General features: G+C 31.1%; 25 protein-coding genes. 15 read left to right on the top strand and 10 right to left on the bottom strand.

Translation table 11 applies throughout. The features are described 5' to 3' along the window. Positions 1 to 93: 93 nt before the first annotated feature. The 9 genes from purL to ACYU7A_RS10255 all read left to right on the top strand — a co-directional run bounded on the left by purL (position 94) and on the right by ACYU7A_RS10255 (position 9,613). On the top strand, positions 94 to 3,786 hold the full coding sequence (gene purL, locus ACYU7A_RS10295; RefSeq protein WP_460576313.1) for a phosphoribosylformylglycinamidine synthase: 3,693 nt from the start codon (positions 94 to 96) through the stop codon (positions 3,784 to 3,786). Positions 3,787 to 3,804: 18 nt separating this feature from the next. Further along, on the top strand, positions 3,805 to 4,581 hold the full coding sequence (locus ACYU7A_RS10290) for a hypothetical protein (protein WP_460576311.1): 777 nt from the start codon (positions 3,805 to 3,807) through the stop codon (positions 4,579 to 4,581). Between the two features lie 299 nt (positions 4,582 to 4,880). Next, on the top strand, positions 4,881 to 5,354 hold the full coding sequence (locus ACYU7A_RS10285; RefSeq protein WP_460576309.1) for a hypothetical protein: 474 nt from the start codon (positions 4,881 to 4,883) through the stop codon (positions 5,352 to 5,354). A gap of 186 nt (positions 5,355 to 5,540) precedes the next feature. Beyond that, complete coding sequence (locus tag ACYU7A_RS10280) at positions 5,541 to 6,053, top strand: hypothetical protein (protein ID WP_460576307.1); 513 nt, start codon at positions 5,541 to 5,543, stop codon at positions 6,051 to 6,053. 189 nt (positions 6,054 to 6,242) lie between these two features. Next, positions 6,243 to 7,019, top strand: a complete 777-nt coding sequence (locus tag ACYU7A_RS10275) for a hypothetical protein (protein WP_460576305.1) — start codon at positions 6,243 to 6,245, stop codon at positions 7,017 to 7,019. Between the two features lie 260 nt (positions 7,020 to 7,279). Next, positions 7,280 to 7,666, top strand: a complete 387-nt coding sequence (locus ACYU7A_RS10270) for a hypothetical protein (RefSeq protein ID WP_460576303.1) — start codon at positions 7,280 to 7,282, stop codon at positions 7,664 to 7,666. A gap of 170 nt (positions 7,667 to 7,836) precedes the next feature. Next, positions 7,837 to 8,361, top strand: a complete 525-nt coding sequence (locus tag ACYU7A_RS10265; protein ID WP_460576301.1) for a hypothetical protein — start codon at positions 7,837 to 7,839, stop codon at positions 8,359 to 8,361. Positions 8,362 to 8,571: 210 nt separating this feature from the next. Then, positions 8,572 to 9,093, top strand: coding sequence for a hypothetical protein (locus ACYU7A_RS10260; RefSeq protein ID WP_460576299.1), 522 nt, complete (start codon positions 8,572 to 8,574; stop codon positions 9,091 to 9,093). A 67-nt stretch (positions 9,094 to 9,160) separates the two neighbouring features. Then, the gene (locus ACYU7A_RS10255) at positions 9,161 to 9,613 is read left to right on the top strand and encodes a hypothetical protein (RefSeq protein WP_460576297.1); all 453 of its coding nucleotides are present in this window, start codon (positions 9,161 to 9,163) and stop codon (positions 9,611 to 9,613) included. Positions 9,614 to 9,663: 50 nt separating this feature from the next. On the opposite strand, the gene ACYU7A_RS10250 is transcribed toward ACYU7A_RS10255, so the two are convergent. The 10 genes from ACYU7A_RS10250 to ACYU7A_RS10205 all read right to left on the bottom strand — a co-directional run bounded on the left by ACYU7A_RS10250 (position 9,664) and on the right by ACYU7A_RS10205 (position 17,951). Beyond that, the gene (locus ACYU7A_RS10250) at positions 9,664 to 10,089 is read right to left on the bottom strand and encodes a hypothetical protein (RefSeq protein ID WP_460576295.1); all 426 of its coding nucleotides are present in this window, start codon (positions 10,087 to 10,089) and stop codon (positions 9,664 to 9,666) included. A gap of 67 nt (positions 10,090 to 10,156) precedes the next feature. Continuing rightward, positions 10,157 to 10,495 carry a YtxH domain-containing protein gene (locus tag ACYU7A_RS10245; protein ID WP_344816727.1) on the bottom strand — a complete coding sequence of 113 codons (339 nt, stop codon included), beginning with the start codon at positions 10,493 to 10,495 and terminating at the stop codon, positions 10,157 to 10,159. A gap of 11 nt (positions 10,496 to 10,506) precedes the next feature. Further along, a complete protein-coding gene (locus tag ACYU7A_RS10240) occupies positions 10,507 to 11,148 on the bottom strand; it encodes a porin family protein (RefSeq protein ID WP_460576293.1) in 642 nt (213 codons plus the stop codon). Between the two features lie 59 nt (positions 11,149 to 11,207). Continuing rightward, positions 11,208 to 11,363: a lmo0937 family membrane protein gene (locus ACYU7A_RS10235; protein ID WP_460576291.1), complete on the bottom strand. Its 156-nt coding sequence runs from the start codon at positions 11,361 to 11,363 to the stop codon at positions 11,208 to 11,210. 350 nt (positions 11,364 to 11,713) lie between these two features. Further along, positions 11,714 to 12,148 carry a response regulator gene (locus tag ACYU7A_RS10230; RefSeq protein WP_460576289.1) on the bottom strand — a complete coding sequence of 145 codons (435 nt, stop codon included), beginning with the start codon at positions 12,146 to 12,148 and terminating at the stop codon, positions 11,714 to 11,716. After that, positions 12,148 to 14,136 (bottom strand): PAS domain-containing hybrid sensor histidine kinase/response regulator, encoded by a 1,989-nt coding sequence (locus ACYU7A_RS10225; RefSeq protein WP_460576287.1) that lies wholly within the window; start codon positions 14,134 to 14,136, stop codon positions 12,148 to 12,150. The genes ACYU7A_RS10230 and ACYU7A_RS10225 overlap by 1 nt, the downstream gene beginning before the upstream one ends. Before the next feature lie 3 nt (positions 14,137 to 14,139). Continuing rightward, on the bottom strand, positions 14,140 to 14,700 hold the full coding sequence (locus ACYU7A_RS10220) for a helix-turn-helix domain-containing protein (protein WP_460576284.1): 561 nt from the start codon (positions 14,698 to 14,700) through the stop codon (positions 14,140 to 14,142). Positions 14,701 to 14,732: 32 nt separating this feature from the next. Continuing rightward, positions 14,733 to 15,086, bottom strand: coding sequence for a cupin domain-containing protein (locus ACYU7A_RS10215; protein WP_460576282.1), 354 nt, complete (start codon positions 15,084 to 15,086; stop codon positions 14,733 to 14,735). 347 nt (positions 15,087 to 15,433) lie between these two features. After that, positions 15,434 to 16,021, bottom strand: a complete 588-nt coding sequence (locus ACYU7A_RS10210) for a dual specificity protein phosphatase family protein (protein ID WP_460576280.1) — start codon at positions 16,019 to 16,021, stop codon at positions 15,434 to 15,436. A gap of 1 nt (position 16,022) precedes the next feature. After that, on the bottom strand, positions 16,023 to 17,951 hold the full coding sequence (locus tag ACYU7A_RS10205) for an LTA synthase family protein (protein WP_460576278.1): 1,929 nt from the start codon (positions 17,949 to 17,951) through the stop codon (positions 16,023 to 16,025). Positions 17,952 to 18,059: 108 nt separating this feature from the next. Here ACYU7A_RS10205 and ACYU7A_RS10200 point away from each other — a divergent pair, with 108 nt between their 5' ends. The 6 genes from ACYU7A_RS10200 (at position 18,060) to ACYU7A_RS10175 (ending at position 23,237) form a co-directional block, all read left to right on the top strand. Continuing rightward, positions 18,060 to 19,838 (top strand): AMP-dependent synthetase/ligase, encoded by a 1,779-nt coding sequence (locus tag ACYU7A_RS10200; protein WP_460576277.1) that lies wholly within the window; start codon positions 18,060 to 18,062, stop codon positions 19,836 to 19,838. Positions 19,839 to 20,044: 206 nt separating this feature from the next. Further along, the gene (locus tag ACYU7A_RS10195; protein WP_460576275.1) at positions 20,045 to 20,686 is read left to right on the top strand and encodes a hypothetical protein; all 642 of its coding nucleotides are present in this window, start codon (positions 20,045 to 20,047) and stop codon (positions 20,684 to 20,686) included. 74 nt (positions 20,687 to 20,760) lie between these two features. Next, on the top strand, positions 20,761 to 21,162 hold the full coding sequence (locus ACYU7A_RS10190; protein ID WP_460576274.1) for a hypothetical protein: 402 nt from the start codon (positions 20,761 to 20,763) through the stop codon (positions 21,160 to 21,162). Positions 21,163 to 21,304: 142 nt separating this feature from the next. Beyond that, positions 21,305 to 21,688: a hypothetical protein gene (locus tag ACYU7A_RS10185; protein ID WP_460576273.1), complete on the top strand. Its 384-nt coding sequence runs from the start codon at positions 21,305 to 21,307 to the stop codon at positions 21,686 to 21,688. Between the two features lie 131 nt (positions 21,689 to 21,819). Beyond that, positions 21,820 to 22,629 (top strand): alpha/beta hydrolase, encoded by an 810-nt coding sequence (locus tag ACYU7A_RS10180; RefSeq protein WP_460576271.1) that lies wholly within the window; start codon positions 21,820 to 21,822, stop codon positions 22,627 to 22,629. 143 nt (positions 22,630 to 22,772) lie between these two features. Then, positions 22,773 to 23,237 (top strand): hypothetical protein, encoded by a 465-nt coding sequence (locus ACYU7A_RS10175; protein WP_460576270.1) that lies wholly within the window; start codon positions 22,773 to 22,775, stop codon positions 23,235 to 23,237. Positions 23,238 to 23,249: the final 12 nt, after the last annotated feature.

The following is a 23,249-nucleotide window of genomic DNA, read 5'->3' as shown; positions in this document are numbered from 1 at the left end:
CTCCACACTATTTGACTTAAATTTGCACAACAACTAAAATTGAACTTCAATCAGATGAGAATTTGAAACAAGTTCAGATTAAACAACAACACAATGATTCACTTTTTCGGAAACGAAACCGCTACTGTATTTGCTGTTCAAACGCAAAACGAATTATCAGCAGAAACTATCTCAAAATTAAATTGGCTTTTTGGCAACGCACATAAAATAGATAAATCCGTACTTGCGGATTTTTTTGTTGGTCCACGTGCCGCTATGGTTACTCCTTGGAGCACCAATGCTGTCGAAATTACCCAAAACATGGGAATCGAAGGCATCATCAGAATTGAAGAATTTGAAAAAGTTTCAAGTGATTTCTCTGATTTTGATCCAATGCTTTTGCAAAAATATTCAGAATTAAATCAAGATATTTTTACCATCAATATTCAACCAGAAGCGATTCTTGAAATTGAAGATATTGCAGCTTACAACAAGCAAGAAGGTTTGGCGCTAAACGATGAAGAAGTTATTTATTTAGAAAATCTATCTAAAAAACTAAACAGAAAACTTACTGATTCAGAGATTTTTGCTTTCTCACAAGCGAATTCTGAACATTGTCGTCATAAAATTTTCAATGGAACTTTTATCATTGATGGTGTTGAAAAAGAAACTTCTCTTTTTAAATTAATCAAAAAAACATCTTCTGAAAATCCGAACGATATTGTTTCCGCATACAAAGATAATGTAGCTTTTGTTAAAGGTCCGAAAGTGACTCAGTTTGCTCCAAAAAGTGCAGACAAACCTGATTTTTACCAAGAAAAAGAATTTGATTCAGTACTTTCATTAAAAGCAGAAACCCATAATTTTCCAACAACAGTTGAACCTTTTAATGGTGCGGCAACTGGTTCTGGTGGAGAAATTAGAGATAGATTGGCTGGCGGACAAGGTTCTTTGCCTTTAGCTGGAACTGCGGTTTACATGACGTCGTATTCAAGATTGACCAACAATCGTTCGTATGAAAATAATGGTATGCCAGAAAGAAAATGGTTATATCAAACGCCAATGGATATTTTGATAAAAGCATCCAACGGAGCTTCCGATTTTGGAAATAAATTCGGTCAACCTTTGATTACTGGTTCGGTTTTGACATTTGAACATAGTGAGGCTTCGAGAACCTCAGCCTCCGACACTTCGACAAGCTCAGTGCAAGCAAGAAAGTTAGGTTACGATAAAGTAATCATGCAAGCTGGTGGAATTGGTTACGGAAAATTAGATCAAGCCATAAAAAAGAAACCACAAGAAGGAGATAAAATCGTAATTCTTGGAGGTGAAAATTATAGGATTGGAATGGGTGGAGCTGCGGTTTCCTCAGCTGATACTGGAGCTTTTGGTTCTGGAATTGAACTAAATGCCATTCAACGTTCCAATCCTGAAATGCAAAAACGTGCTGCCAATGCCATTCGCGGATTGGTGGAAAGCGATAACAATCCGATTGTTTCTATTCACGATCATGGTGCTGGTGGGCATTTGAATTGTCTTTCGGAATTAGTGGAAGAAACTGGTGGATTAATCGATTTAGACAAATTGCCTGTTGGTGATCCAACGCTTTCTGCTAAAGAAATTATTGGTAACGAATCGCAAGAACGAATGGGATTGGTTATTGGTAAAAAAGATATCGATACCCTTCAAAAAATAGCTGACAGAGAACGTTCTCCAATGTATCAAGTTGGTGATGTAACAAATGACCATAGATTTACTTTTGAGTCGAAAACTACTGGTGCAAAACCAATGGATTATGCGTTAGAAGACTTTTTTGGAAGTTCGCCAAAAACCATTATGACTGACAAAACTATCGTTAGAAATTATAGTGATTTAGAGTATTCTCAAGAAAATATTCCGGCTTATTTAGAAGAAGTTTTAAAACTAGAAGCTGTTGCTTGTAAAGATTGGTTGACCAATAAAGTCGACCGTTGTGTTGGTGGAAAAGTAGCCAAACAACAATGCGCTGGACCATTGCAGTTGCCATTGAATAATGTTGGTGTAATGGCTTTGGATTATAATGGAAAAGAAGGGATTGCAACTTCTATTGGGCACGCTCCTATTTCGGCATTAATTGACCCAAAAGCTGGAAGTAGAAATGCGATTGCGGAAGCATTATCAAATCTTGTTTTTGCTCCTTTAAAAGACAATTTAAAATCGGTTTCACTTTCTGCCAACTGGATGTGGGCTTGTAAAAATGAAGGTGAAGACGCAAGATTATATGAAGCTGTTGAAGCTTGCTCAGAATTTGCTATCGAATTGGGAATCAATATTCCGACTGGAAAAGATTCGCTTTCTATGAAACAAAAATATCCGAGTGATGAAGTGATTGCTCCAGGAACAGTGATTATTTCGGCTGCTGGAAATTGTTCGAATATTACTAAAGTGGTGGAACCTGTTTTACAAAGAAACAAAGGTTCGATTTACTACATCAATTTATCGCAAGATGATTTCAAATTGGGTGGAAGTTCGTTTGCGCAAACCTTAAATAAAATTGGTTCAGAAACGCCAACTATCAAAGATGCTCAGTTTTTCAAGAAGGCGTTTAACTCAATTCAAGAGTTAATTAAAGACAGACAAATCGTTGCAGGACACGATATTGGGAGTGGTGGATTAATCACAACTTTGTTAGAAATGTGTTTTGCTGATGTGAATTTGGGTGCAAAAATATCCTTCGATGCTTTCGCAGAAAAAGATTTAGTCAAAATTCTATTTGCAGAAAATATCGGAATTGTGCTTCAAGCAAATGATGACGCTGTTTTTGAAAAAGCATTTGAAGGAATGGAAATTTTCAAGATTGGTTCTGTACAAAATATACCTTCTTTAGATTTTGGAATTTGGAATTTCAATATTGGAATTTACCGTGAAATGTGGTTTGAAACCTCTTTCCTACTCGACCAAAAACAAACTAAAAACGGAAAATCGTTAGAGCGTTTTGAAAACATTCCAAATCAGCCTTTACAATATAAATTTCCAAGTCATTTTACAGGATTGAAACCTGTGATTGATGCAACAAAACCTCGTCCGAAAGCGGCTATTATTCGTGAAAAAGGAAGTAATTCTGAGCGTGAAATGGCTAATGCAATGTACTTAGCAGGATTTGATGTAAAAGACGTTCACATGACCGATTTGATTTCGGGAAGAGAAACTTTGGAAGACATTCAATTTATTGGAGCTGTTGGTGGATTCTCTAATTCAGATGTTTTAGGTTCAGCTAAAGGTTGGGCTGGAGCATTCAAATACAACGAAAAAGCAAACATTGCTCTGAAAAAGTTCTTTGAACGTGAAGACACACTTTCTGTTGGAATTTGCAACGGTTGTCAGTTGTTTATGGAATTAGAATTAATCAATCCTGAGCATGAAGTTCATGGAAAAATGCATCATAACGATTCTCACAAACACGAAAGCGGATTTACTTCGGTAACGATTCAAGAAAATCATTCTGTGATGTTGAATACTTTGGCTGGAACAACTCTTGGTGTTTGGATTTCGCATGGTGAAGGAAAATTCAAATTACCTTATGCTGAAGAAAAATACAACATTGTAGCCAAATATGCTTACGAAGGTTATCCTGCCAATCCAAATGGTTCTGATTTCAATACGGCTATGATGTGTGACAAAACAGGAAGACATTTGGTAATGATGCCACACATTGAGCGTTCTACATTCCCATGGAATTGGGCGTATTATCCAACCGATAAAAAAGATGAAGTTTCTCCGTGGATTGAAGCTTTTGTCAATGCAAGACTTTGGATTGAAAAACAATAAATTAAATTAAATAAAATTATGTCTAAATTGTCTAAATTATTTACGTTACTAATTACAGTAACATTGTTCTCTTGTTCTGGTGATGAAGGTAATAATTCTACAGCCGTCAATCCACCAGCTAATTCTTTAAAAAAAGTAACTGAAACAACCTATATTGCTGGAAATGTAGAAAATTTTTCAGCAAATTTTAATTATGAAAATGGTATCTTAAAAACAATTTCTGATCCTACAAATCGAATTGAAATTACCTATTCTAATAACAGAATTTCAAGCACAATATACTATAAAAACGAAGTAATTCAAAATAGTTATTCCTTCACTTATAATGGTAATTTATTGCAAACCATTTTGAATACAAAAAATAATTTTGAGCGAACATTGTTTGATTATAATAATGGTATTTTAGTATCAGAAAAAAATCAAAGCCTAATTGGTTCAACTTGGCAAACTGGATATACACAAAACTATGTTTTTGCGAACGGAAATATTATTGAAGAAAATAGTTTTTTTCAAAGTAATGCTCCTTACAAAAACACGTATGACTATGATACAAAATTAAATCCTATGCATTACATGAATCCAGATGTTAGAGAATTAATTGGTATGGAATCTGCAGATTTAAAAACTTTAAATAATCAAACAAATACCTACAAATACTCAAATGCTTCATCAACAACACCGATTTTAGATTTTACACGCGTAATAACCTATAACGCTCAAAATTTACCAATTTCAATTAAGAAATACACGACGAGTAACACTTTGGTTTCTGAGGCTAATTTTGAGTATTACTAAGTAATATATTTTTTAAGAAAATAATCAGTTCAGAAAATCGCAACTACGTAACGCGTTTTTGAATGCAAGACTTTGAATTGAAAAACAATAACTCGTTTTATAAAATAGTTGAAATCCTTACTTGTGTCAAAGCAATTAAGGATTTTTTTATATATTTACGAATGTTTTCAGACAGTTATAATTATTTGTAAATGTTTGTTTGTGTGGCTATTTTCAAGTTAGGCATAATGTTAAAACCGAAAGGAGAATTCAATGATATTAAGTTAAAAGAGACAAACCTAAAAACTAAACTAAATGTTATGATTAATTCGAATGAATTAAATGATTATTCAAATAAAGTTTATGAATATTTAAAAAAGAATAATAGCAAATTACTCGAAAATATATCATTGCAACCTTCCGATTTTGGAAAAAATCACATTTTTATAGAGCTTATAACTAAAAACGAAAATAGCGCTTCAAACTTATTCTTAAGTTCCGAAGATAACTTATTAACCGTTGGATTTGATAGTTATCATTGTCATTTTGATAGTTTTAGTGAACAAGATTTCGAAGAAGAAATGAAAATTGCGTTAGAATATTTTTATAAAATATTAAATGAGGAACTATTTGTTGTTTGCGCAGGAGGTGGAACTACTACTCTATTAACAAATGAAGAAATCAATATTATAGAAAACGGGCAGAAACTTGAAAAATTTGATTATGATTGTATCACATATTATGTAACTTCTTGGAGTGGCAAGTATGATAGAATCTTCAAAAATCCTAATTAATAAGCATTTTGAATAAACAAAAACACTATGCCTAACACACGCTACAAGCAATTTGGGTATTAGGCTTAATTTGAAATTGGTTTTGTATTTGGAAGATTTGGCAAATCCAAAAAATGGGCTTAATTTAGTCCCAAACTGCCTGTAGCGCGGGAACGTTGGCATCAATTCTGGACGAGAGAAGAATCAATGAAAAAAATAAACGATATAAATCAAGGAGACTTATTGACATTCAAAGCGAATGACGAAAAGTATAAAGTCTTACTTTGTACAAGTACACATAAAGAGAAAAGTCCTCAGATTTTTACTTTTGCCGCTTTGACATATGACGACATAGAAAAACCTAATGCTGAAAAAATTCTTAATAGTGACTTTTGGGGAGTTGGAAATACAAAGAACGACCATTTTAAATATTCAGACAATGAACTAAATAAAATGTGGAGCATTCACCCTTACATAAAACCTTATTTTTTAGGATCTTATGGACTCGTAATTTGGAGAAAGGACTTTATGAAATTTCGTGAAAATTTCGAGTTGATTGGTAACTTAAAAATTGTTGATAATCTCGACAAAAATGGCAATGGAGGAATGAATGCGAGCGACTGGAGTTTCATCAAAGATTTCTTTGCTAAAAATTTCAATGCTATTTTAGCAGACAGAGGACAAAAAAATTTTAAGGTTAAATCAATAATTCGAGACTGACAAAAAAGAGAAATACCCACGCTACCGCGCGAATCCTTTCGCATGGTAACTAAATAAGCTAAAGCAGTAATTTAGAAGTAAAAACCATATTAAAATATTTTATCAAAAAATACTATATTTACAAAACATGACACGCGAAATGATTCGCGCGTTAACGAGGAAAAACAATAAATTAAATAAAATAAAATTATGTCAAAATTGTCTAAATTATTTACGTTACTAATTACAGTAACATTGTTCTCTTGTTCTGGTGATGAAGGAAATAATTCTACAGTCATCAATCCGCCAGCAAACTCAGTTAAGAAAGTTTCAGAAACCAAATATTCAAATGGAACAGTTAGTACTATTTCAGCTGATTTTAATTATGAAAATGGTATCTTAAAAAGTATTTCTAATACGACAAATAGAATTGATATAACATATAGTGGTTCTAAAATTTCAAATACTGCTATTTACAACAACAATACAGTTATTAATACTTATTCTTTTAACTATAATGGAAATTTATTAGAAACCATCTTAAATACAAGTAATAACTTCGAACGTACTTTGTTTACTTATTCTGGTGGAATACTTACATCAGAGCAGAATCAAAGTTTTATTGGCTCAACTTGGCTTTCAAATCACAATTATAGTTATATCATTTCTAACGGAAACATAACCGAAGAAAATAGAACTTTACAAAATAATTCACCTACAAAGTATACTTACGACTATGATAATAAATTAAGTCCGATGCATTACATGAATCCAACAGTTAGAGAATTAATAGGTTTAGAATCATGTAGTCTAAAAAACTATAATAATGAAATTGTTCAATACAATTATGCTAATGCAAGTTCAACGACACCAATTTTGAATTTTACTTATCAGATAACCTATAACGCTCAAAATTTGCCAACAATTATAAAAAAATACAACTCTAGTAATGCTTTAGTATCTGAGGCTACTTTTGAGTATTACTAAGTGAATTCAAATCAGAGTATTTTTTAAAGACAATAATTGGTTTCGAAGCTCGTAACTGTATTAAGCTTTTGTCAATGCAAGACTTTGGATTGAAAAACAATAACTCGTTTTATAAAACATTTGGAATCCTTAATTGTGTTAAAGCAATTAAGGATTTTTTTATATATTTACGAATAGTTACAAACAGTTATAATTATTTGTAAATGTTTGTTTGTGGCGGCTATATACAAGTTATAGGCAATGTTAAAAAAATTGTGATTATGAGAAATTTATTTTTTTGCTTTCTAAGTATCATTATTTCTTCTTGCTTAAATTCTAATAAAAACTTAGAATCGAATGAAAGAGATATAAAACAAATAAGCGTTAACAAAAATCAGTTTTTCGAATTCATTGAAAAAAACCCTAAATGTTCATTTTATTTTGAAAAGTATGAATTTAAAAACAGACATGATTATCTAATTGTAAAAATAATTGGTGATAGCTCAAACATAATTGGAACGTTTAGAGTAATTACAAATGGCTCGACACTTAACAAACTCATAGAAACAAAAGGAATGGGTTATAGAGGTGCTAAACTACTAAATTTTAAATATGAAATTCTTGGAGAAGAATTAGTATGTGTAAACGTTGAAGAAATAATTGATTGAAAACACAACACTGCCTATAACAACCGTTTCAAAAAATGGCGCGGTTAGGGATTTATTTGAAATCGGAAAGGTTTTTAATTTAAAGTTTTGGTTATATTTGTAAAGGCTTGGTCTTGGTTCATCGCCACTTCATGAAGCCGAAAACGTTAGCTGTAATACAAAATCACGTCATGAAAAACAGAACCGAAGAGATTGAAAAATCGATAATGAGAAACCATGATAATAAACTAAAAAAATTGCTAAAGGAAGCTGTTCTTGAAAATGACACTTCAATTTTAGCAATTTTAAAAAACGCTATAGAAACTGAGCAGACGAATGGAGCCATAATAAGCGAAACAACCAAAGCATATTTTAGACTGAAAAGAAAAAATATTCATGATTGTAACCCACTCTTTGAACTAATGAATATTGATGTTTATATTGTTCAAGAATCACTCTTAGATGTTTTGGGCTATGATAAAGTCATTCCAAGTTTGGAAGAACAAAAGACAATTATTGAAAAGTATTTTGATTTTGGTTCAGGGATTGACCTAAAATATTATTCCGATCCAAGATATGGTCTTGCAGCTGCATGTGCTGGATGGGACTTTGATGTAGTCGAACAATTTTTAAAAAACTGTATAACTATTAAAGATGTTCCTTTACAATATGTCGCCGAAAACTCATTGAAAAAAAAATATGTCAGATTAAGGTAGAAAATCAAGTACTATAGCTAACAGATGTTTAGCAAGATTGCCTACGCTACCGCGCGAATCACTTTTCGTGGTAACTAAATAAGCTAAAGCAGTAATTGAGAAATAAAAACCATATTAAATATTTTATCAAAAAAATACTATATTTACAATACATGACACGCGAAAGGATTCGCGCGTTAGCTAGGATATTTTTGGAAAAAGCGAAAAAATATGAATAAATCATTTAGCGGAAATTATATTCCATTTTACACTAGACTTCTAAAAAGACTAGCTCCTTTTATATTAGTTTTTATCATTGCCTATCTACAAGTAACTTATGGCAGATTATCAAGAGGAGAAATGGCAAATTACAGAATTTACTGGTTGATTTTTTTTGCAATCTGTTTCCTAATTGGACTTTATTACCAAATCAATCGCTTGAGAACCATAGTAAACGAAATACGTTTCACTGAAAATAATTTACAAATACTTGGACACGACTTTAATTCAAAATTTGAAGACAAACTAGTTTTGGACAAGGTAATGATTGAAATTCAAGAAGAAGAGCAAGGCAAAAAAAATGTTCGCTATTGCTTGGAAATATATTCAGAAGATAAATATTATTATTTAAATAAATTCAACGATTGGAATTATCAAACTCTTGCGGAAATCGTGGATGAGTTCAAAATTAGAACTGGAAAAAATATATCTGGAAATGACTTTTATTTGGAATTGAATAAGAACACGAAATAAACGTCGCCTAACAACCATATAGCAAGATTGCAACTTTGTATTAAACTGATAATTTAAAAAGATAAAAATGAAAGTAAAAAAAATAGTTCTTGGGATTTTTTTATTTGTAATCGGTTCCTCATTTGCTCAAAATTCGGTTACTGAAATAAACACAAAAAATGGTGTAACTTATTTAACAACAGACATTAATTATTCTGTCACTGGAATTTATCAATATAAAGGTAAGGAACCCATAGTTGAATTAAATGCTGATGGTAGTGGTTTTTATCAAACGGAAGGCGAATCAAAAAAAGCTATTAATTGGGGTTTTGAATGTTCAAAAGATGGCGTTCCAAAATTTGTAAAAGGATTTGACAGCATCGAATATGTTTTTTATTACAAATACATTTACTCCGATGAAGATGATTCAGAATGGAAAAAAGTAGAATTTTCTATTCATTTAAACTCGATGAAAATGTTTATTAATGGTGAAAGAGTAAAGATTTTTACACCAAAAGAAAAACAAAAAAAACTGCCCTAAAGCAGTTTTCCTAAACTAACCAACAATACAAAAAGTAAAACTAAAAACTTTTAAAACTTATCGGTTTCCAAAACCCTCATGTTTCCGGGATAAAGAACACTTGGGTCATCTTCTGCTGTTACAAAAATCAGTTTTGGTTTAGAAGATGAAACCGTTTCAAATTTTACATGAAGTTTTGATGTGCTAATAATTTGTCCCAGATTAATAGGATTATCATCTTCAGTCAACATCCAAACAACATACGTCATTCTTGGTGGATTCAATCGTTCTGGTTCTGCCAAATACGAAATTTGTAATTCAATATTATAATTTTTGTTTTTATCTTTTTTTACCGAAACTTCGCCTCTTGCAGCAGGAGTTATCGGTGAATTATTAAAAACGGTTTTCTTTGCACACGAAACACTGACCACTAAAAACAAAATTGAAAGAATCAAAATTACTTGTTTGATGCTTATTGAAAATTTTATTGTTTTCATTTTTGAGATTTTAAAATTTTGCAATGGCCTTTATACTAACCAACTCTAAAGGCCAAAGCAAAAAATATTATTTAGTAACGTGATCTGAATTCATTTGCAAAAGAGCATTGGCTTTTTCTTTCAAACTTGAAGAAACGCTTTCGAATTTTCCTTCCACCATACCTTCTAATTCGGCTGCTTTGTCTTTCAACATTTTAGCATCTTTAGAAACCATTTTTTTGAAATCTTTGGCTTCACGACTCATTTTTTTCTTGAAATCTTTAGCCATATCTTCAGCTCCACCAGCAATCATGCTTCTTGTTCTTGTTCCTTTGTGAGGAGCAAATAAAACTCCAAGAGTTACTCCAACTAAAGCTCCAACTACTAAAGAACCAACTATTTTTCCTGTGTTATTTGAATTGTCCATTTTTATTTTATTTAAAATTTATATCCTATTGTTGCTTGGTACCACATGTTTTTGTAACGTGGCGTTGTTGAATTTCCATCACCATCATTATTCTTAACATCCCATCCTCCTCTTAATCCGATAACTAAATGGTCAATATTAAAATCGACACCACCAGTTAAACCAAAGATGTTTTTACGTAAATTACTGTTATCAAATTCATCTTGTTGTGATGTAGATAAAGAACCACCAGTAAAATCATCGGTTTGTTTCATTAAGAAAGAAAATTGAGGACCGAACAATAAAGAAACATACTCAACTGGTTTTATTGAAACTAAAATTGGCACATCAATAAAATCTGTTGTTCTTGTCATTTCATAATTGGTTCCTAAAAAAGTACCTGTAGATTTGAATCCTTTTTGAGAATACAAAACCTCTGGTTGAATGCCAAATATCTTTCCTAAAGGAACTACTACAAATGCTCCTGCTGCTAATCCGAATTTTCCATCTGCTACAAAATCTTCTCCTTCTGAATCATATACATTAGAGTAATTAGTACCTGCTTTTACACCGAAAGTCAATTTGCCGCGATTGTCTGTTGTAGTAGTTGTTTGTGCTTTTAAACTTGTCGTTGCAAAGGCAACTAATGCGATCATTATGATTGCTTTTTTCATTTTTTTTTATTTAAGTTATATGCGTATTATTCATTATGTTATGCGTATTATTCATTCTATTATAAAACCTTTCTGCCGCTAATTATTCTAAGTAGAATAGCTACAATTGCTATTACTAATAAAATATGTATTAGACTTCCTGTGTTGTAAACAAAGAATCCTAAAGCCCAAGAAATGACCAGAACCACTGCTAATATGTAAAGTAAATTGTTCATGATATTTATTTTATTAAGTTATTAAATTTGTACACTACAAAGTTGATGATTGTAGTATTAGTTGAGTTACAGAATGCAATTCTTAAATTACATATATCCCATTTTTTGAAATAGTATTACTATCTTAAAATAAAAAAAGCGTAGAAACTAAATTTCTACGCTTTATATTGGCTTATATATGTATTCGAAGTATTACGTAAATTCTAAGTTGCCCATATAATTAAGTCAAGTTCCAGTATAATTCAAGTTTGTTTACTATCAATTTCTTATAGTACAAAGTTGCAACTAAATGGTTCTTAAAATATTACATCAAACAACATAAATATTACATAAATCGCATATGTTTTTAATTACATTCTGTCAATATACCAATTAAGTTGATTTTGAACTTTTTGAGAATGTAGTGTTCTAGTAATAATTTGTTTCAATCTCAAAAAAGCAGTTTCGCTTTTCACCACATAATCTGTTGCTTTGTGATGAATACATTTAACGGCTACATCAATCTTATCTTGTGATGAAAGCATAATGACTGGAACTTGTTGATTTACAAGCTTGATTTTATCCAAAACCTCCAATCCATTCATGGCACCTTTATTGATTCCGTCTAAATGATAATCAAGAATTATTATATCTGGATTTTCGTTTAAATTTTCTAAGCAAAGTTCTCCTGTTGAGAAAGTTTTAATTTCAAAATCGGCACTCTCGAGGAAATCTATTTGTAGAGACTTTAAAAAAAGTGCATCGTCATCTACAAGAAATAGTTTTATTTTTTTTCCGTCTAGCATTATTTCATTTTTTTTATGATAATCAATTCTTCTTCAAGTTCTCTACAGGCTTGCACACAGATATTTTCAAGTTGTAAAACCATTTCTGGAATAGATTCTACTTCAGATTGTTTTCCTGCAAAATCTTGTATTTTTTTTGCCATTGTTTCAAAATCTTGATGGATTCCAACAATAGAAAATGAAGGAATCATTTTGTGAACTGTTGCATATAATGTTGTCCAATCTTTCTTATCAAAGCTCTGACGCATTGCGCTTATTAATGGTGGAGTTTGTTCAAGGTATAATGAAATCATTTCCGACATCAAATCAGGATTAGATTTGGTACGTTTCATTAAAAAATTTAAATCAATACATCTAGTTTTAACTTCCAAAATACTCTTTATTTCTTCTTGTTTTGTTTGGTATCCTTTTTTTAATAAACTAATTATTTTACTATACAAAATACGTTCATCAACTGGTTTAGATAAATAATCGTTCATTCCTACTGCTTTACATTTATCAATATCTACAGTGGTAACATCGGCAGTTAATGCTACAATTGGAACGTTCAAATTGAGTGTGTTACGTATATATTCTGTAGCTTCAAATCCGTTCATAATTGGCATTTGTAAATCCATTAGAATAATATCATAGGTATTGGTTTGCAACTTGTCTATAGCAATCTGTCCATTAGAAGCTATATCACAGGTAAATCCAAATTCATCTAATAATGTGCGCATCAAAAGCTGATTTAGTGCAATATCCTCAACAACTAATACTTTAATATTCTTTATATCGTCGTCAAGTGTTATAATTTCTTCAATTATTTGCGCTTCTGAATTGGTTTTTAAGAAGGGTAATCTAAAACTAAAAGTAGAACCTTGACCAATTGCACTTTGCACTTTAATACTTCCTTTTTGGCCTTCAACAAGTTGTTTCACAATTGCTAATCCTAAACCTGTTCCACCATAAATTCTTGAAGTTCCGCTTGATGCTTGTTGAAAATTTTCAAAAATTGTTTCCATTTTATTTTCTAAAATACCAATACCTGTATCAGAAACTGCAAATTCTATAATTACTTCTTTATCGGTTTCTTGAACTAATTTTACACTAACTATAATTTTTCCTTTAGACGTAAACTTTACAGCATTACTAACTAAATTTAGAATTATTTGATGTAGTCTAACTGGATCACCTAAAACCACTTCTGGAATTGAAAAATCATATTCTTTAAGCAATTTCACATTTTTTTCTTGACTTTTAATATCAAATACGTGAATCATGGCAGCAATTGATTTTTCCATCTTAAAAGGCACTTTTTCAAATGACATTTTACCTGAATCAACTTTAGCTAAATCTAAAATATCATTAATTAAAACGATTAAAGCATCACCACTTGTTTTTATTGCTTGTAGATATTCTCTTTGTTTTGATGATAATTCTGTTTTTAAAACCACTTTTGTAAATCCGATAATGGCATTCATTGGAGTTCTAATTTCATGACTCATATTAGACAAAAACTGCTGCTTAGCTTTTACTGAGTCAACTGCAATTCGTGTTGCTCCTTCTGCTTTTATCTGGGCTTCTTCTGCAATTTTTGTAGCTAATTCTGCAAATGCCTTTGCTTCATTTAATTGATTTGAAATTATTTTTTGATCGGTTACATCTCTTGCAACAATAACAACTCCAAGTACTTTTTCGTACTCATCTTTATAAATAGAACCATTAAATAAAACATCGGTAAGTTTTCCTTTTTTATGACGAAGTGTCAATGGCGAATCGGCTACCGAACCATTAGCGAAAACTTCTTGATAAACTTCTCTTGCCTTTTGAGGTTCGGTAAAATAATCGAAGAAATCAGAATCTGTTAGTGCCTCACGTGATAATCCTGTAATGTTTATTGTAGCTTGATTCATATCCATAATTTTACCATCAATATTTATGGTCACTAATGGATCTAAACTTGCTTCTATTAAACTACGAGCATATTGATTTTCTTGATTTTTCATACTTTAAATTTCATCTATCGGACATCTTCGTTTGTCTTTAAGTAATTTGAAATGTGATGGCGATAATCCTGTAACTTTTTTAAACTGATTGGATAAATGCGCCACACTACTATAATTTAATATATAGGATATCTCAGTAAGATTCAACTCATCATACAAAATCAATTCTTTTGCACGTTCTATTTTATGATTGATAATAAACTGTTGGATGGTAATTCCTTTTACTTCAGAAAAGATATTTGATAAATAGGTATAATCATGGTTCAGTTTTTCACTGATATAATCTGAATAATTTACTTTGGGAACTTCATCTGAATAATGAACCATTTCAATAATTACGTTTTTAATTTTCTCAATTAAAACCGCTTTTTTATCGTCCATTAATTCTAAGCCATAAACTAATAATGCTTTGTTTAATTCTGTAAGTTTCTCTGCAGAAAGTTCCTCCATGATTTCAACTTCTCCCAAGTCAACCAATACAAAATGAAGTCCCATTTTCCTTAACTCTTCCTTAACTACCATTTTGCATCGAGTGCTAACCATGTATTTGATATAGAGCTTCATATAGTTCTTATTTACATTGTATTTGTTAAAGCCTATTCTTCATAACCGCTTTTAATCACTGTCGAAATCATTTTAAACTGAACATTAGCATTAAACTGATGCTTAGAGTTTGCTGGTATTATGATTCCTTCTCCTAATTTTAGTTTGAATTTTTTGTCATTTATGGTAATTTCTGCAACACCATCAATAATTTGAATATAAGTATCAAATGCTGACGTTTTTTCATCTAATTCTTCACCAGCATCAAAGGAGGAAACGGTAACATTACCTGTAGTTTTTTTTATAATAGTTCTACTGACTACAGCGTTTTGCATGTATTCAATAATTTCAACAATGATGTGAATTTTTGATTTTTCTAATTCGGCATTGTCATTGACTTTTTTCATTTTTTTGTTTTTTGTATTATATTTATATTCAAACAATTGTTAAAAAAACCATACTCTACAAAGTTGAATAAACTAATAACGTAGTCGTTTACATTTAGATTTTAATAACTTACATAAATCACACTTTTACAAATGTGTTTAAGTTAAAATAGTTAGGTAATTGAGAAGAAAATCAGTTATTATTTAAGCTGATTGAATTGGGTTAAATGAAGTAGTAATACCTAACAAAGGTATTTCTCTATAAAGGTAGTTTAAATAAAAGGAACTAAATTTTTATATTGCAGTTATAATTTGAAATGATTAACAATTTAACATAAAAAAAGCGACTCTTACGAATCGCTATTGCTTTATTTATTCTCTGTTGCCTTTTGTTTTCGGCTCTTGTAAGCTTTTAGATATTCTCCTTTGGGCTTTCCATCATCAAAAGAACTGAACATAACCGGAAATGCCGCTTTGCTTCTAGCCTCTTCATTTGAAAAACCTTCGTATTCAATTCTGTACAATGCCGAATACATTTGCGCTCTTCCAATTCCGTGATAGCAATGAATCAAAACAGGATAATTATCTTGGTTGTCCATGATCTTGAAAAAAGAATCCAAATTCTCTTGTTTCGGAACTTGATCGGAACCATTGTTGAAATAATTTACTCCAGGAATTTTTGCTACAGCTTCCTTCTCTGCTGTCAATTCTGCAGGAATTTCTGGATTATTAACATCATCTCCTGTTCCAGGAAAACGCAAATCTACAATCGATTTGATTTTATATTTCTTTACATAATCAGCAATTTCATCTGGCGGAATCACACCACTTTTATATACTTTACCTTCAGTGATTTCCATAAAATTATGGTTGATATGTCTATCATAAACATACTTTCCTGTAATGCCTAAAAACACTACAACTAAAGCAATTAGTATCTTCTTTTTAGTACTCATGTTATTTATCTTTTGAAGTCAGTTTTTTGTCGATAATGCGATCCATATAATCTTGTAAGAACGCTTTGCAACGTTTTTCTAGCAAATTCATTTCGGCATTGCGCTGACCTATTAAATTGTTTTTTAAATCTTTATCTTCCTTTTTATAGAAACCAACTGCTTTCTCACCATCAAAGGTACAAATATAATTGCCACTCATCATTTGATAGTGATCAGAAGAATAACGCATTACAAATGGTGGTACTTTTTTCTCACTTATCAAACTTCTACCCCAACTTCTAAAAGGCTTGTCATAACCCATCATATCAAGTAATGTTGGATATATATCAATCTGTTGTGCCCAATCTTTATTTACACCAACATACTTCTTGTTCGGACTAAAAAACAAAATCGGAACGGTATGAAAGTTTTGATCTTTCAAATAATCATCATAAAAGATTAAATTATCATGGTCGGCAACCAATACGAAAATAGTATTCTGATACCATTTTTCTTTTTTAGCAGCATTGAAAAATTGCTTCAAAGCAAAATCGGTATACCCAATACATTGGTGAATAGGATTATCACCTTTCGGAAATTTACCAATATATTTATCAGGAACAATGTAAGGTTCATGTGACGAAACCGAAAACAAAGTCGCCATAAACGGTTGCTGTTTTTTCGAAATCGTTTTGTTGAAATACTGCATAAAAGGTTCGTCCCAAATACCCCAAACACCATCAAAATCGACATCGTTGTTGTATTCGTTTTTACCATAATAGTGATCGTAACCCAATATGTTTCCGAAACCTAAGAAACCCATCGAACCATTTGGTGCACCGTGAAAAAATGAAGTATCATAACCATCACTTTTTAAAACAGAAACTAACGATTCTATCTTTTGCTTCGGATAAGGTGAAGACGTAAAAGCATCTTTAAAAGAAGGAATTCCGGCAATTACAGAAGACATTCCGTGGATGGATTTATAACCATTAGCATAACCGTTTGTGTAAATCATACTATGTTGTGCCAAGGAATCTACAAACGGAGAATATCCTTTATAGTTGCGAATATTCATGTCTTTGTTGAAAGCACTAATGTATTCTTTAGCATAACTCTCCAAAATCAAAATCACCACATTAGGCTTTGTTTTCGGATTGTTTTTATAGTGTTTGATAGGAACAATTAAGGAATCAATCGTTGTTTTATCTACCAAATTTACTTTCTTAAACGTATTGGTATTCCAAGTTCTAATAATGGCGAAAGGAGTATTTAAAACAAAATCAGCTTGAGAGGCATCTGTTACAAATCTACTAGCGTCTAATAAATTAATTGGTCGAGTGCTTTTTCTAAAATCGCCTCTAATTCCTCCAATGCAAAGTGCTGTAATCAATAAAAAACTAAATACAGAAGCCAAGAAATACTTGAAGTTTGGTTTTGATTCGTGGTGTTTTACTTTTACTTTTTTGTACAAATAAATCCACAAGAAAGCCATCAAGAAAAACAGGAAGAAAACGTGCCAATAATTCACCAAGAAATTCAAGAACAGCGAACCTTTATTACTCTCATTTTGAAGAGTATCCAACGAGGCTCTTGTACTTCTATTGAAGGTATATTTATAGTAAATAAAATCAATAAAATTGGCCGTATAAAAAATCAGATTGACTGTAAAATACAAGTAAAACAAAAACTTCTGAAATCCTTTTCTGGTGTTGATTAGTAAAGGTAAAACCGATAAAATTATAAAAAGTGAATTGGCATAGAGAATCGTAGTTGTATCAAATGCTAAACCGTGATAACACAATTTTATAAAGGCAACAAAAGAATCTATTTTAATTAAATTTTGATTATAAAAATAGAACAAAATTCGAGCCATCATATAAAACAAATAGGCCAAACCTATTCTGTAAAACAGCACTTTATATTCGTTAAGTCTTGGAAATTTATTCATCTATTGTTTACTACAATTTTGTGCAAAACTACTAAATTGAAAAAGGATATTTAAAAATAAATTGTTAATCTGTAATTTATTAATTAATTTGCATCAAAATTAACTCCAATGATTCCAATTACGCGTCTGTTTGACTTCCCATATTATCAATTAGAAAAGAACAATGTACCAGATTGTCTTGTCACTAAATACAATGGTGTTTGGGTAAAAACCTCAACGCAGGAATATGTCGATAAATCGAATGCTATCTCTCGTGCGTTGTTGCGCATGGGAATTCAAAAAAACGATAAAATTGCCATCATTTCTTCTTCCAACAGAACCGAATGGAACATTATGGATATTGGAGTTATGCAAACTGGAGCACAAACCGTTCCAATATATCCAACAATTTCTGCTGAAGATTATGAATATATTCTAAACCACTCGGAAGCATCCTATTGTTTTGTTTCGGATGATGTGGTTTTGAAAAAATTACAATCCATTCAGAAAAACGTTCCTCTTTTAAAAGATATCTTTTCGTTTGATGAAATCAATGGTTGTAAAAATTGGAAAGAAGTGCTTGCTTTAGGTGAAGACACTTCTAATCAAGATGTTGTGGAAGACCGAAAAAACAATGTCAAACCAGAAGAATTGGCTACAATCATTTATACTTCTGGAACTACAGGTAAACCTAAAGGCGTAATGCTTTCTCACAATAACATTGTTTCTAATGTGTTAGATAGTTCACCAAGAATTCCATTTGATGAAGGAACTAGTCGTGCGTTGAGCTTCTTGCCTATTTGTCACATTTTTGAACGTGTTATTTTATACATTTATCAATATTATTCGGTAGCGATTTATTTCGCTGAATCTATTGAAAAACTTTCTGATAATATTAAAGAAGTTAAACCAACTGTTTTCTCGGTTGTGCCAAGACTTCTTGAAAAAGTGTATGATAAAATCTACGCTAAAGGTGCCGAATTAACTGGAATCAAAAAGAAATTGTTCTTTTGGGCAATTGATTTAGGTTTGAAATACGAACCTTATGGAGCCAACGGATTTTGGTATGAAACCCAACTTAAAATCGCTAGAAAACTTATTTTTAGCAAATGGCAAGAAGGTTTGGGTGGTAATCTAACCGTAATGGTTTCTGGAAGTGCAGCATTACAACCAAGATTAACCAGAGTTTTTGCAGCTGCAGGAATGCCAGTTATGGAAGGTTACGGATTGACTGAAACTTCTCCTGTGATTTCTGTAAACGACATGAGAAATGGCGGATTTAAAGTAGGTTGTGTTGGTAAAGTCATCAATAATGTAGAAGTAAAAATTGCTGAAGATGGCGAAATCCTTTGTAAAGGACCAAACGTAATGATGGGTTACTACAAAGACCAACAACTAACCGATGAAGTAATTATAAATGGTTATTTCCATACTGGTGATATTGGCGAAATCGACTCACAAGGTTTCTTGAAAATTACCGATAGAAAGAAAGAAATGTTCAAGACTTCTGGAGGAAAATACATTGCACCACAATTGATTGAAAACGCTATGAAGCAATCGTTGTTTATAGAGCAAATTATGGTGATTGGTGATGGTGAAAAAATGCCTGGAGCGTTCATACAACCAAGTTTTGATTTTGTTAGAGAATGGGCAAAACGTCATCATGAAGATGTTGGCGACTTAAACGAAGAAATTGCCTCAAACCCAAAAGTAATAGCACGAATTCAAGAAGAAGTAAACGAAATCAACAAAAAATTTGGAAATTGGGAAATGATTAAACGTTTCGAATTAACTCCTAACATTTGGAGCATTGATGGCGGCGAACTTACACCAACACTAAAACTAAAACGAAAAGTAGTAAGAGAAAAATACAAAGATCTTTACGATAAGATTTATAGAACTGAATAAATTTAGAAACACCTTTCGAGGTGTTTTTTTATAGATAAATTATTATATTTGATAATCTATATTGCTTTTAGCAATAAATTTTGGTACGTTTTACCTTATTTTAAATATACTAATTGTAATTCTCTCAAAACCAAACAAAAATGAGTAAACGAAATTCTATAATTTTACTTCTGTTCTTTTTCTCATTCTCATTTTCACAAAAAGAGGTGAAAATTGATTATTATAAAGAAAATGCGAATATAAATTTATTTGCATTTATTGGAGAAAAAATATCAATTGAAGAATTTAATCCAAATACAACAAAACAAGATAAAATAGAAATTGACCCAAAAACTGGCGATACACTTATTCGTAAATCATATGTTATTGACAGAGCTTTTAAATTAAAATATAAAGTTGTTAAAAATTTATATAATGATTTGAAAGTTGATACAATAGAATTTGTTGCATATGATCATTATGGAATACCAAATTTTGCAGAATTTAAAAATGTAATTTTATATATTTCAAAAAGTCAAGATGATAAATATTATTACCATCAAAAATATCAATTTAACGCAATATATAAAACTAAAGAAAATGAATGGATTGGGCTACTAAATTTTGGAAATAGATATCTCATAGATGAAGGAAAAAAACTGATTTTAAAAAAAATAAAACTTGACAAAATAGCAAATGTTGATATAAAGAATATGAGGAAAGTGTATGTTGAATATTATTATCCAGAACCTTTTTACAAAATCAAAAAAAATAATGCCATACCAATTCTTGGCCTGCCAATAAACGATTTACTTAAATATAAAATAAAAAACATAATAGATGCAAATAACGAATTGATTGAAAATTAAAAATGACAAAATCCAGATAGTGCGGATTTGTAATCCGTGCTCATGCGAAAATAAAAACTATTAAACCAATACATATGAAAATTAGACCAACAATTTTACTTTTTCTAACGCTAATTTTCATATCATGTGGCAAAGAATCATCTATAGCAGATGAATCATTTGAACTTTGGTCTAATCATGAAGTTCCAAGCGACTTCAAAATTTATAATGGTCAATACTGGAAATCATCGCATTGGAGTTATGAATACATTACTTTTTTGCATTTCAAAGCTCCAACTAATTGGATTGATGATTTTATAAAATTAAATGATTTGCAAATAGCAACTGGTGATTATAGCTTGCCAAACGATGCGCCAAAATGGTTCGCTCCAAAAGTTGGACAAAAAGTATATAAAGAGAAAGGATTTACCCAAGGTTCAATGTATTTCGTTAATGAAGAAACAGGTGAAGTTTTCTTGTATGAAATACAATTGTAAGTAGTAAATTAATCATTCAAATTTAATCCTCAATTATAAACAATTCCTATACTTAAATGGTTAATAATTAAACTAATACCATATTAAACAATTCTTAATTTTTAGTAATTTTATTCCATTAACCAATAAAACTATTTTAATTATGAATTTAAAAAACTTTATTATCGGAGGAATCGTTGGCGGAATTGTCGACTTCCTTTTAGGTTGGCTATTTTATGGGCAACTATTTACTAACATTTATCCGCAAAATGAGAATACCAAACTCGAATTTATCTTTTTAGGTTGCATGACTTTTGGCTTCTTTGTTTCATTAATTTTTACAAAATGGGCTGGAATAACTAACCTTGTAACTGGGTTAAAAGCTGGTGCGTTAATTGGCTTGTTTTATGGCCTTTCCATGAACTTTTTCATGTATTCTTCTCAAGTTGTTGATTACAAACTTTTAGGCCTTGACACCATTGTTAACCTTGTAATGGGAGCTGGTGTTGGTGCTGCTGTAGCTTTTGTTTTAGGAAAAATGAAATAATACTAAACCCTAACCAATAATTTGAAAACCATGAGTTTCGGCTCGTGGTTTTTTTTATGAAATGTATTTTCAATCAAGTGAAATTTCTTACTCAAAATTGTACATTTGTTTACCATATAATATTATAAGTTATGAATAGCAAATACCTAATCCTTTTTCTAATCGTTATTTTGACCGCTTGTAACAATCAAGCACAACAACAAGATCCAATTCCGGTTCATGATACTTTTACGATTGATTCTAAACTTGTTGGAGAAAAAAGAACTATCAACGTTTGGACTCCAGAAGATTATACTAAAACTAAAGATTCTTTACCAGTAATGTACATGCCAGATGGCGGAACTGCAGAAGATTTTCCTCATATTGCCAACACTATGGCTGAGCTAATCAAAGCTAAAAAAATACCTCCTTTCATTCTTGTAGGAATTGAAAACACAGTACGCAGAAGAGATTTATCTGGTACAACTGAAGTCGAAAAAGACAAAGAAATTGCTCCTGTAATTGGTGGCGCATTAAAATTTAGAGCGTTCATCAACGACGAATTATTTCCAGAAATCAACAAACGTTACAGAACAAAGAAAACTAAAGGAATTATTGGCGAATCACTTGCAGGACTTTTCATAGTAGAAACGTTTATGACACAGCCCGATATGTTTGATTACTACATTGCTATGGATCCATCACTTTGGTGGAACAACCACTATTTGGTTAGAACCGCAAAAGAATATCTTGCAAAATTTCCTGAAGGAAATAAACGTCTATGGTTTGCTGGCTCAAGCGCATCTGATATTTCTAAACACACAAAAAACCTTGCCAAAATTTTAACGGCAGAAAACAATAAAAACATAACTTTTCAATATTCTAACGAACCAAAAGAAGAACACCAAACCATCTATCGTGCAACTAAAGAAAAAGCACTGATTTGGACATTGAATCCATAAGAAATTTAGAAATAAATAGATTGATTAGCAGCAACTATTTTACAGATAAAACAAAATAGTAAATTATGGTTCTTGGAGCGCAAAAAAAGTGACGGCAATATTATTTGGATTTGAATTAAAAGGAAGAAAAAAACATCTTAAGAATGAAAAAACTACTATTCTTTTTACTGCTATTCTTGTCAACGACAACATACAGCCAAAACGTTTCCAAAAATATGGAGAACGTAAAATATATTTATAAAACTGATAAACCTTTTTTGCTTTATGATGCAAGTAAAAAAAACTTAGACTATCTAAAAGTTTTTAAAGCCGAAAATGAAAACAAATCATTGCTAATTTTTTATATGTTATCTAAAGATTCCATCAAGATTGTTAGTGGCGGAAAATTTCTAAAGGAAGATCGTTTTTCGGTCAATAGCACGAGTGTGAGATCTATTCAACCCATATCCAATCAGAAGAGTTTAGAACTAATTTTCTTCAAATCAACTGGTGAAGAAAAAATCACCATTACTGCAGATGATTTAAAAAAGTATAAATTTATCTATGTTAGTTCAAGGGAATATCCTTTACAGATAGAATTTACAAATACATGGAGGATGTTTATGTAAAAGCACAATCTT

This window comes from Flavobacterium koreense (assembly GCF_054776075.1).
Note: the sequence above shows the minus strand (reverse complement) of the source record. Positions and strands in the feature narration are given on the sequence as shown.

Bases quoted from the DNA above. Each gene is read 5' to 3' on its own strand.
- ACYU7A_RS10255 (WP_460576297.1), top strand. From the start codon at position 9,161: ATGAAAGTAAAAAAAATAGTTCTTGGGATTTTTTTATTTGTAATCGGT.
- ACYU7A_RS10280 (WP_460576307.1), top strand. From the start codon at position 5,541: ATGAAAAAAATAAACGATATAAATCAAGGAGACTTATTGACATTCAAA.
- ACYU7A_RS10205 (WP_460576278.1), bottom strand. From the start codon at position 17,951: ATGAATAAATTTCCAAGACTTAACGAATATAAAGTGCTGTTTTACAGA.
- ACYU7A_RS10260 (WP_460576299.1), top strand. From the start codon at position 8,572: ATGAATAAATCATTTAGCGGAAATTATATTCCATTTTACACTAGACTT.
- ACYU7A_RS10265 (WP_460576301.1), top strand. From the start codon at position 7,837: ATGAAAAACAGAACCGAAGAGATTGAAAAATCGATAATGAGAAACCAT.
- ACYU7A_RS10190 (WP_460576274.1), top strand. From the start codon at position 20,761: ATGAAAATTAGACCAACAATTTTACTTTTTCTAACGCTAATTTTCATA.
- ACYU7A_RS10245 (WP_344816727.1), bottom strand. From the start codon at position 10,495: ATGGACAATTCAAATAACACAGGAAAAATAGTTGGTTCTTTAGTAGTT.
- purL (WP_460576313.1), top strand. From the start codon at position 94: ATGATTCACTTTTTCGGAAACGAAACCGCTACTGTATTTGCTGTTCAA.
- ACYU7A_RS10250 (WP_460576295.1), bottom strand. From the start codon at position 10,089: ATGAAAACAATAAAATTTTCAATAAGCATCAAACAAGTAATTTTGATT.
- ACYU7A_RS10175 (WP_460576270.1), top strand. From the start codon at position 22,773: ATGAAAAAACTACTATTCTTTTTACTGCTATTCTTGTCAACGACAACA.
- ACYU7A_RS10220 (WP_460576284.1), bottom strand. From the start codon at position 14,700: ATGAAGCTCTATATCAAATACATGGTTAGCACTCGATGCAAAATGGTA.
- ACYU7A_RS10235 (WP_460576291.1), bottom strand. From the start codon at position 11,363: ATGAACAATTTACTTTACATATTAGCAGTGGTTCTGGTCATTTCTTGG.
- ACYU7A_RS10215 (WP_460576282.1), bottom strand. From the start codon at position 15,086: ATGAAAAAAGTCAATGACAATGCCGAATTAGAAAAATCAAAAATTCAC.
- ACYU7A_RS10210 (WP_460576280.1), bottom strand. From the start codon at position 16,021: ATGAGTACTAAAAAGAAGATACTAATTGCTTTAGTTGTAGTGTTTTTA.
- ACYU7A_RS10200 (WP_460576277.1), top strand. From the start codon at position 18,060: ATGATTCCAATTACGCGTCTGTTTGACTTCCCATATTATCAATTAGAA.
- ACYU7A_RS10230 (WP_460576289.1), bottom strand. From the start codon at position 12,148: ATGCTAGACGGAAAAAAAATAAAACTATTTCTTGTAGATGACGATGCA.
- ACYU7A_RS10240 (WP_460576293.1), bottom strand. From the start codon at position 11,148: ATGAAAAAAGCAATCATAATGATCGCATTAGTTGCCTTTGCAACGACA.
- ACYU7A_RS10185 (WP_460576273.1), top strand. From the start codon at position 21,305: ATGAATTTAAAAAACTTTATTATCGGAGGAATCGTTGGCGGAATTGTC.
- ACYU7A_RS10290 (WP_460576311.1), top strand. From the start codon at position 3,805: ATGTCTAAATTGTCTAAATTATTTACGTTACTAATTACAGTAACATTG.
- ACYU7A_RS10225 (WP_460576287.1), bottom strand. From the start codon at position 14,136: ATGAAAAATCAAGAAAATCAATATGCTCGTAGTTTAATAGAAGCAAGT.
- ACYU7A_RS10270 (WP_460576303.1), top strand. From the start codon at position 7,280: ATGAGAAATTTATTTTTTTGCTTTCTAAGTATCATTATTTCTTCTTGC.
- ACYU7A_RS10275 (WP_460576305.1), top strand. From the start codon at position 6,243: ATGTCAAAATTGTCTAAATTATTTACGTTACTAATTACAGTAACATTG.
- ACYU7A_RS10180 (WP_460576271.1), top strand. From the start codon at position 21,820: ATGAATAGCAAATACCTAATCCTTTTTCTAATCGTTATTTTGACCGCT.
- ACYU7A_RS10285 (WP_460576309.1), top strand. From the start codon at position 4,881: ATGATTAATTCGAATGAATTAAATGATTATTCAAATAAAGTTTATGAA.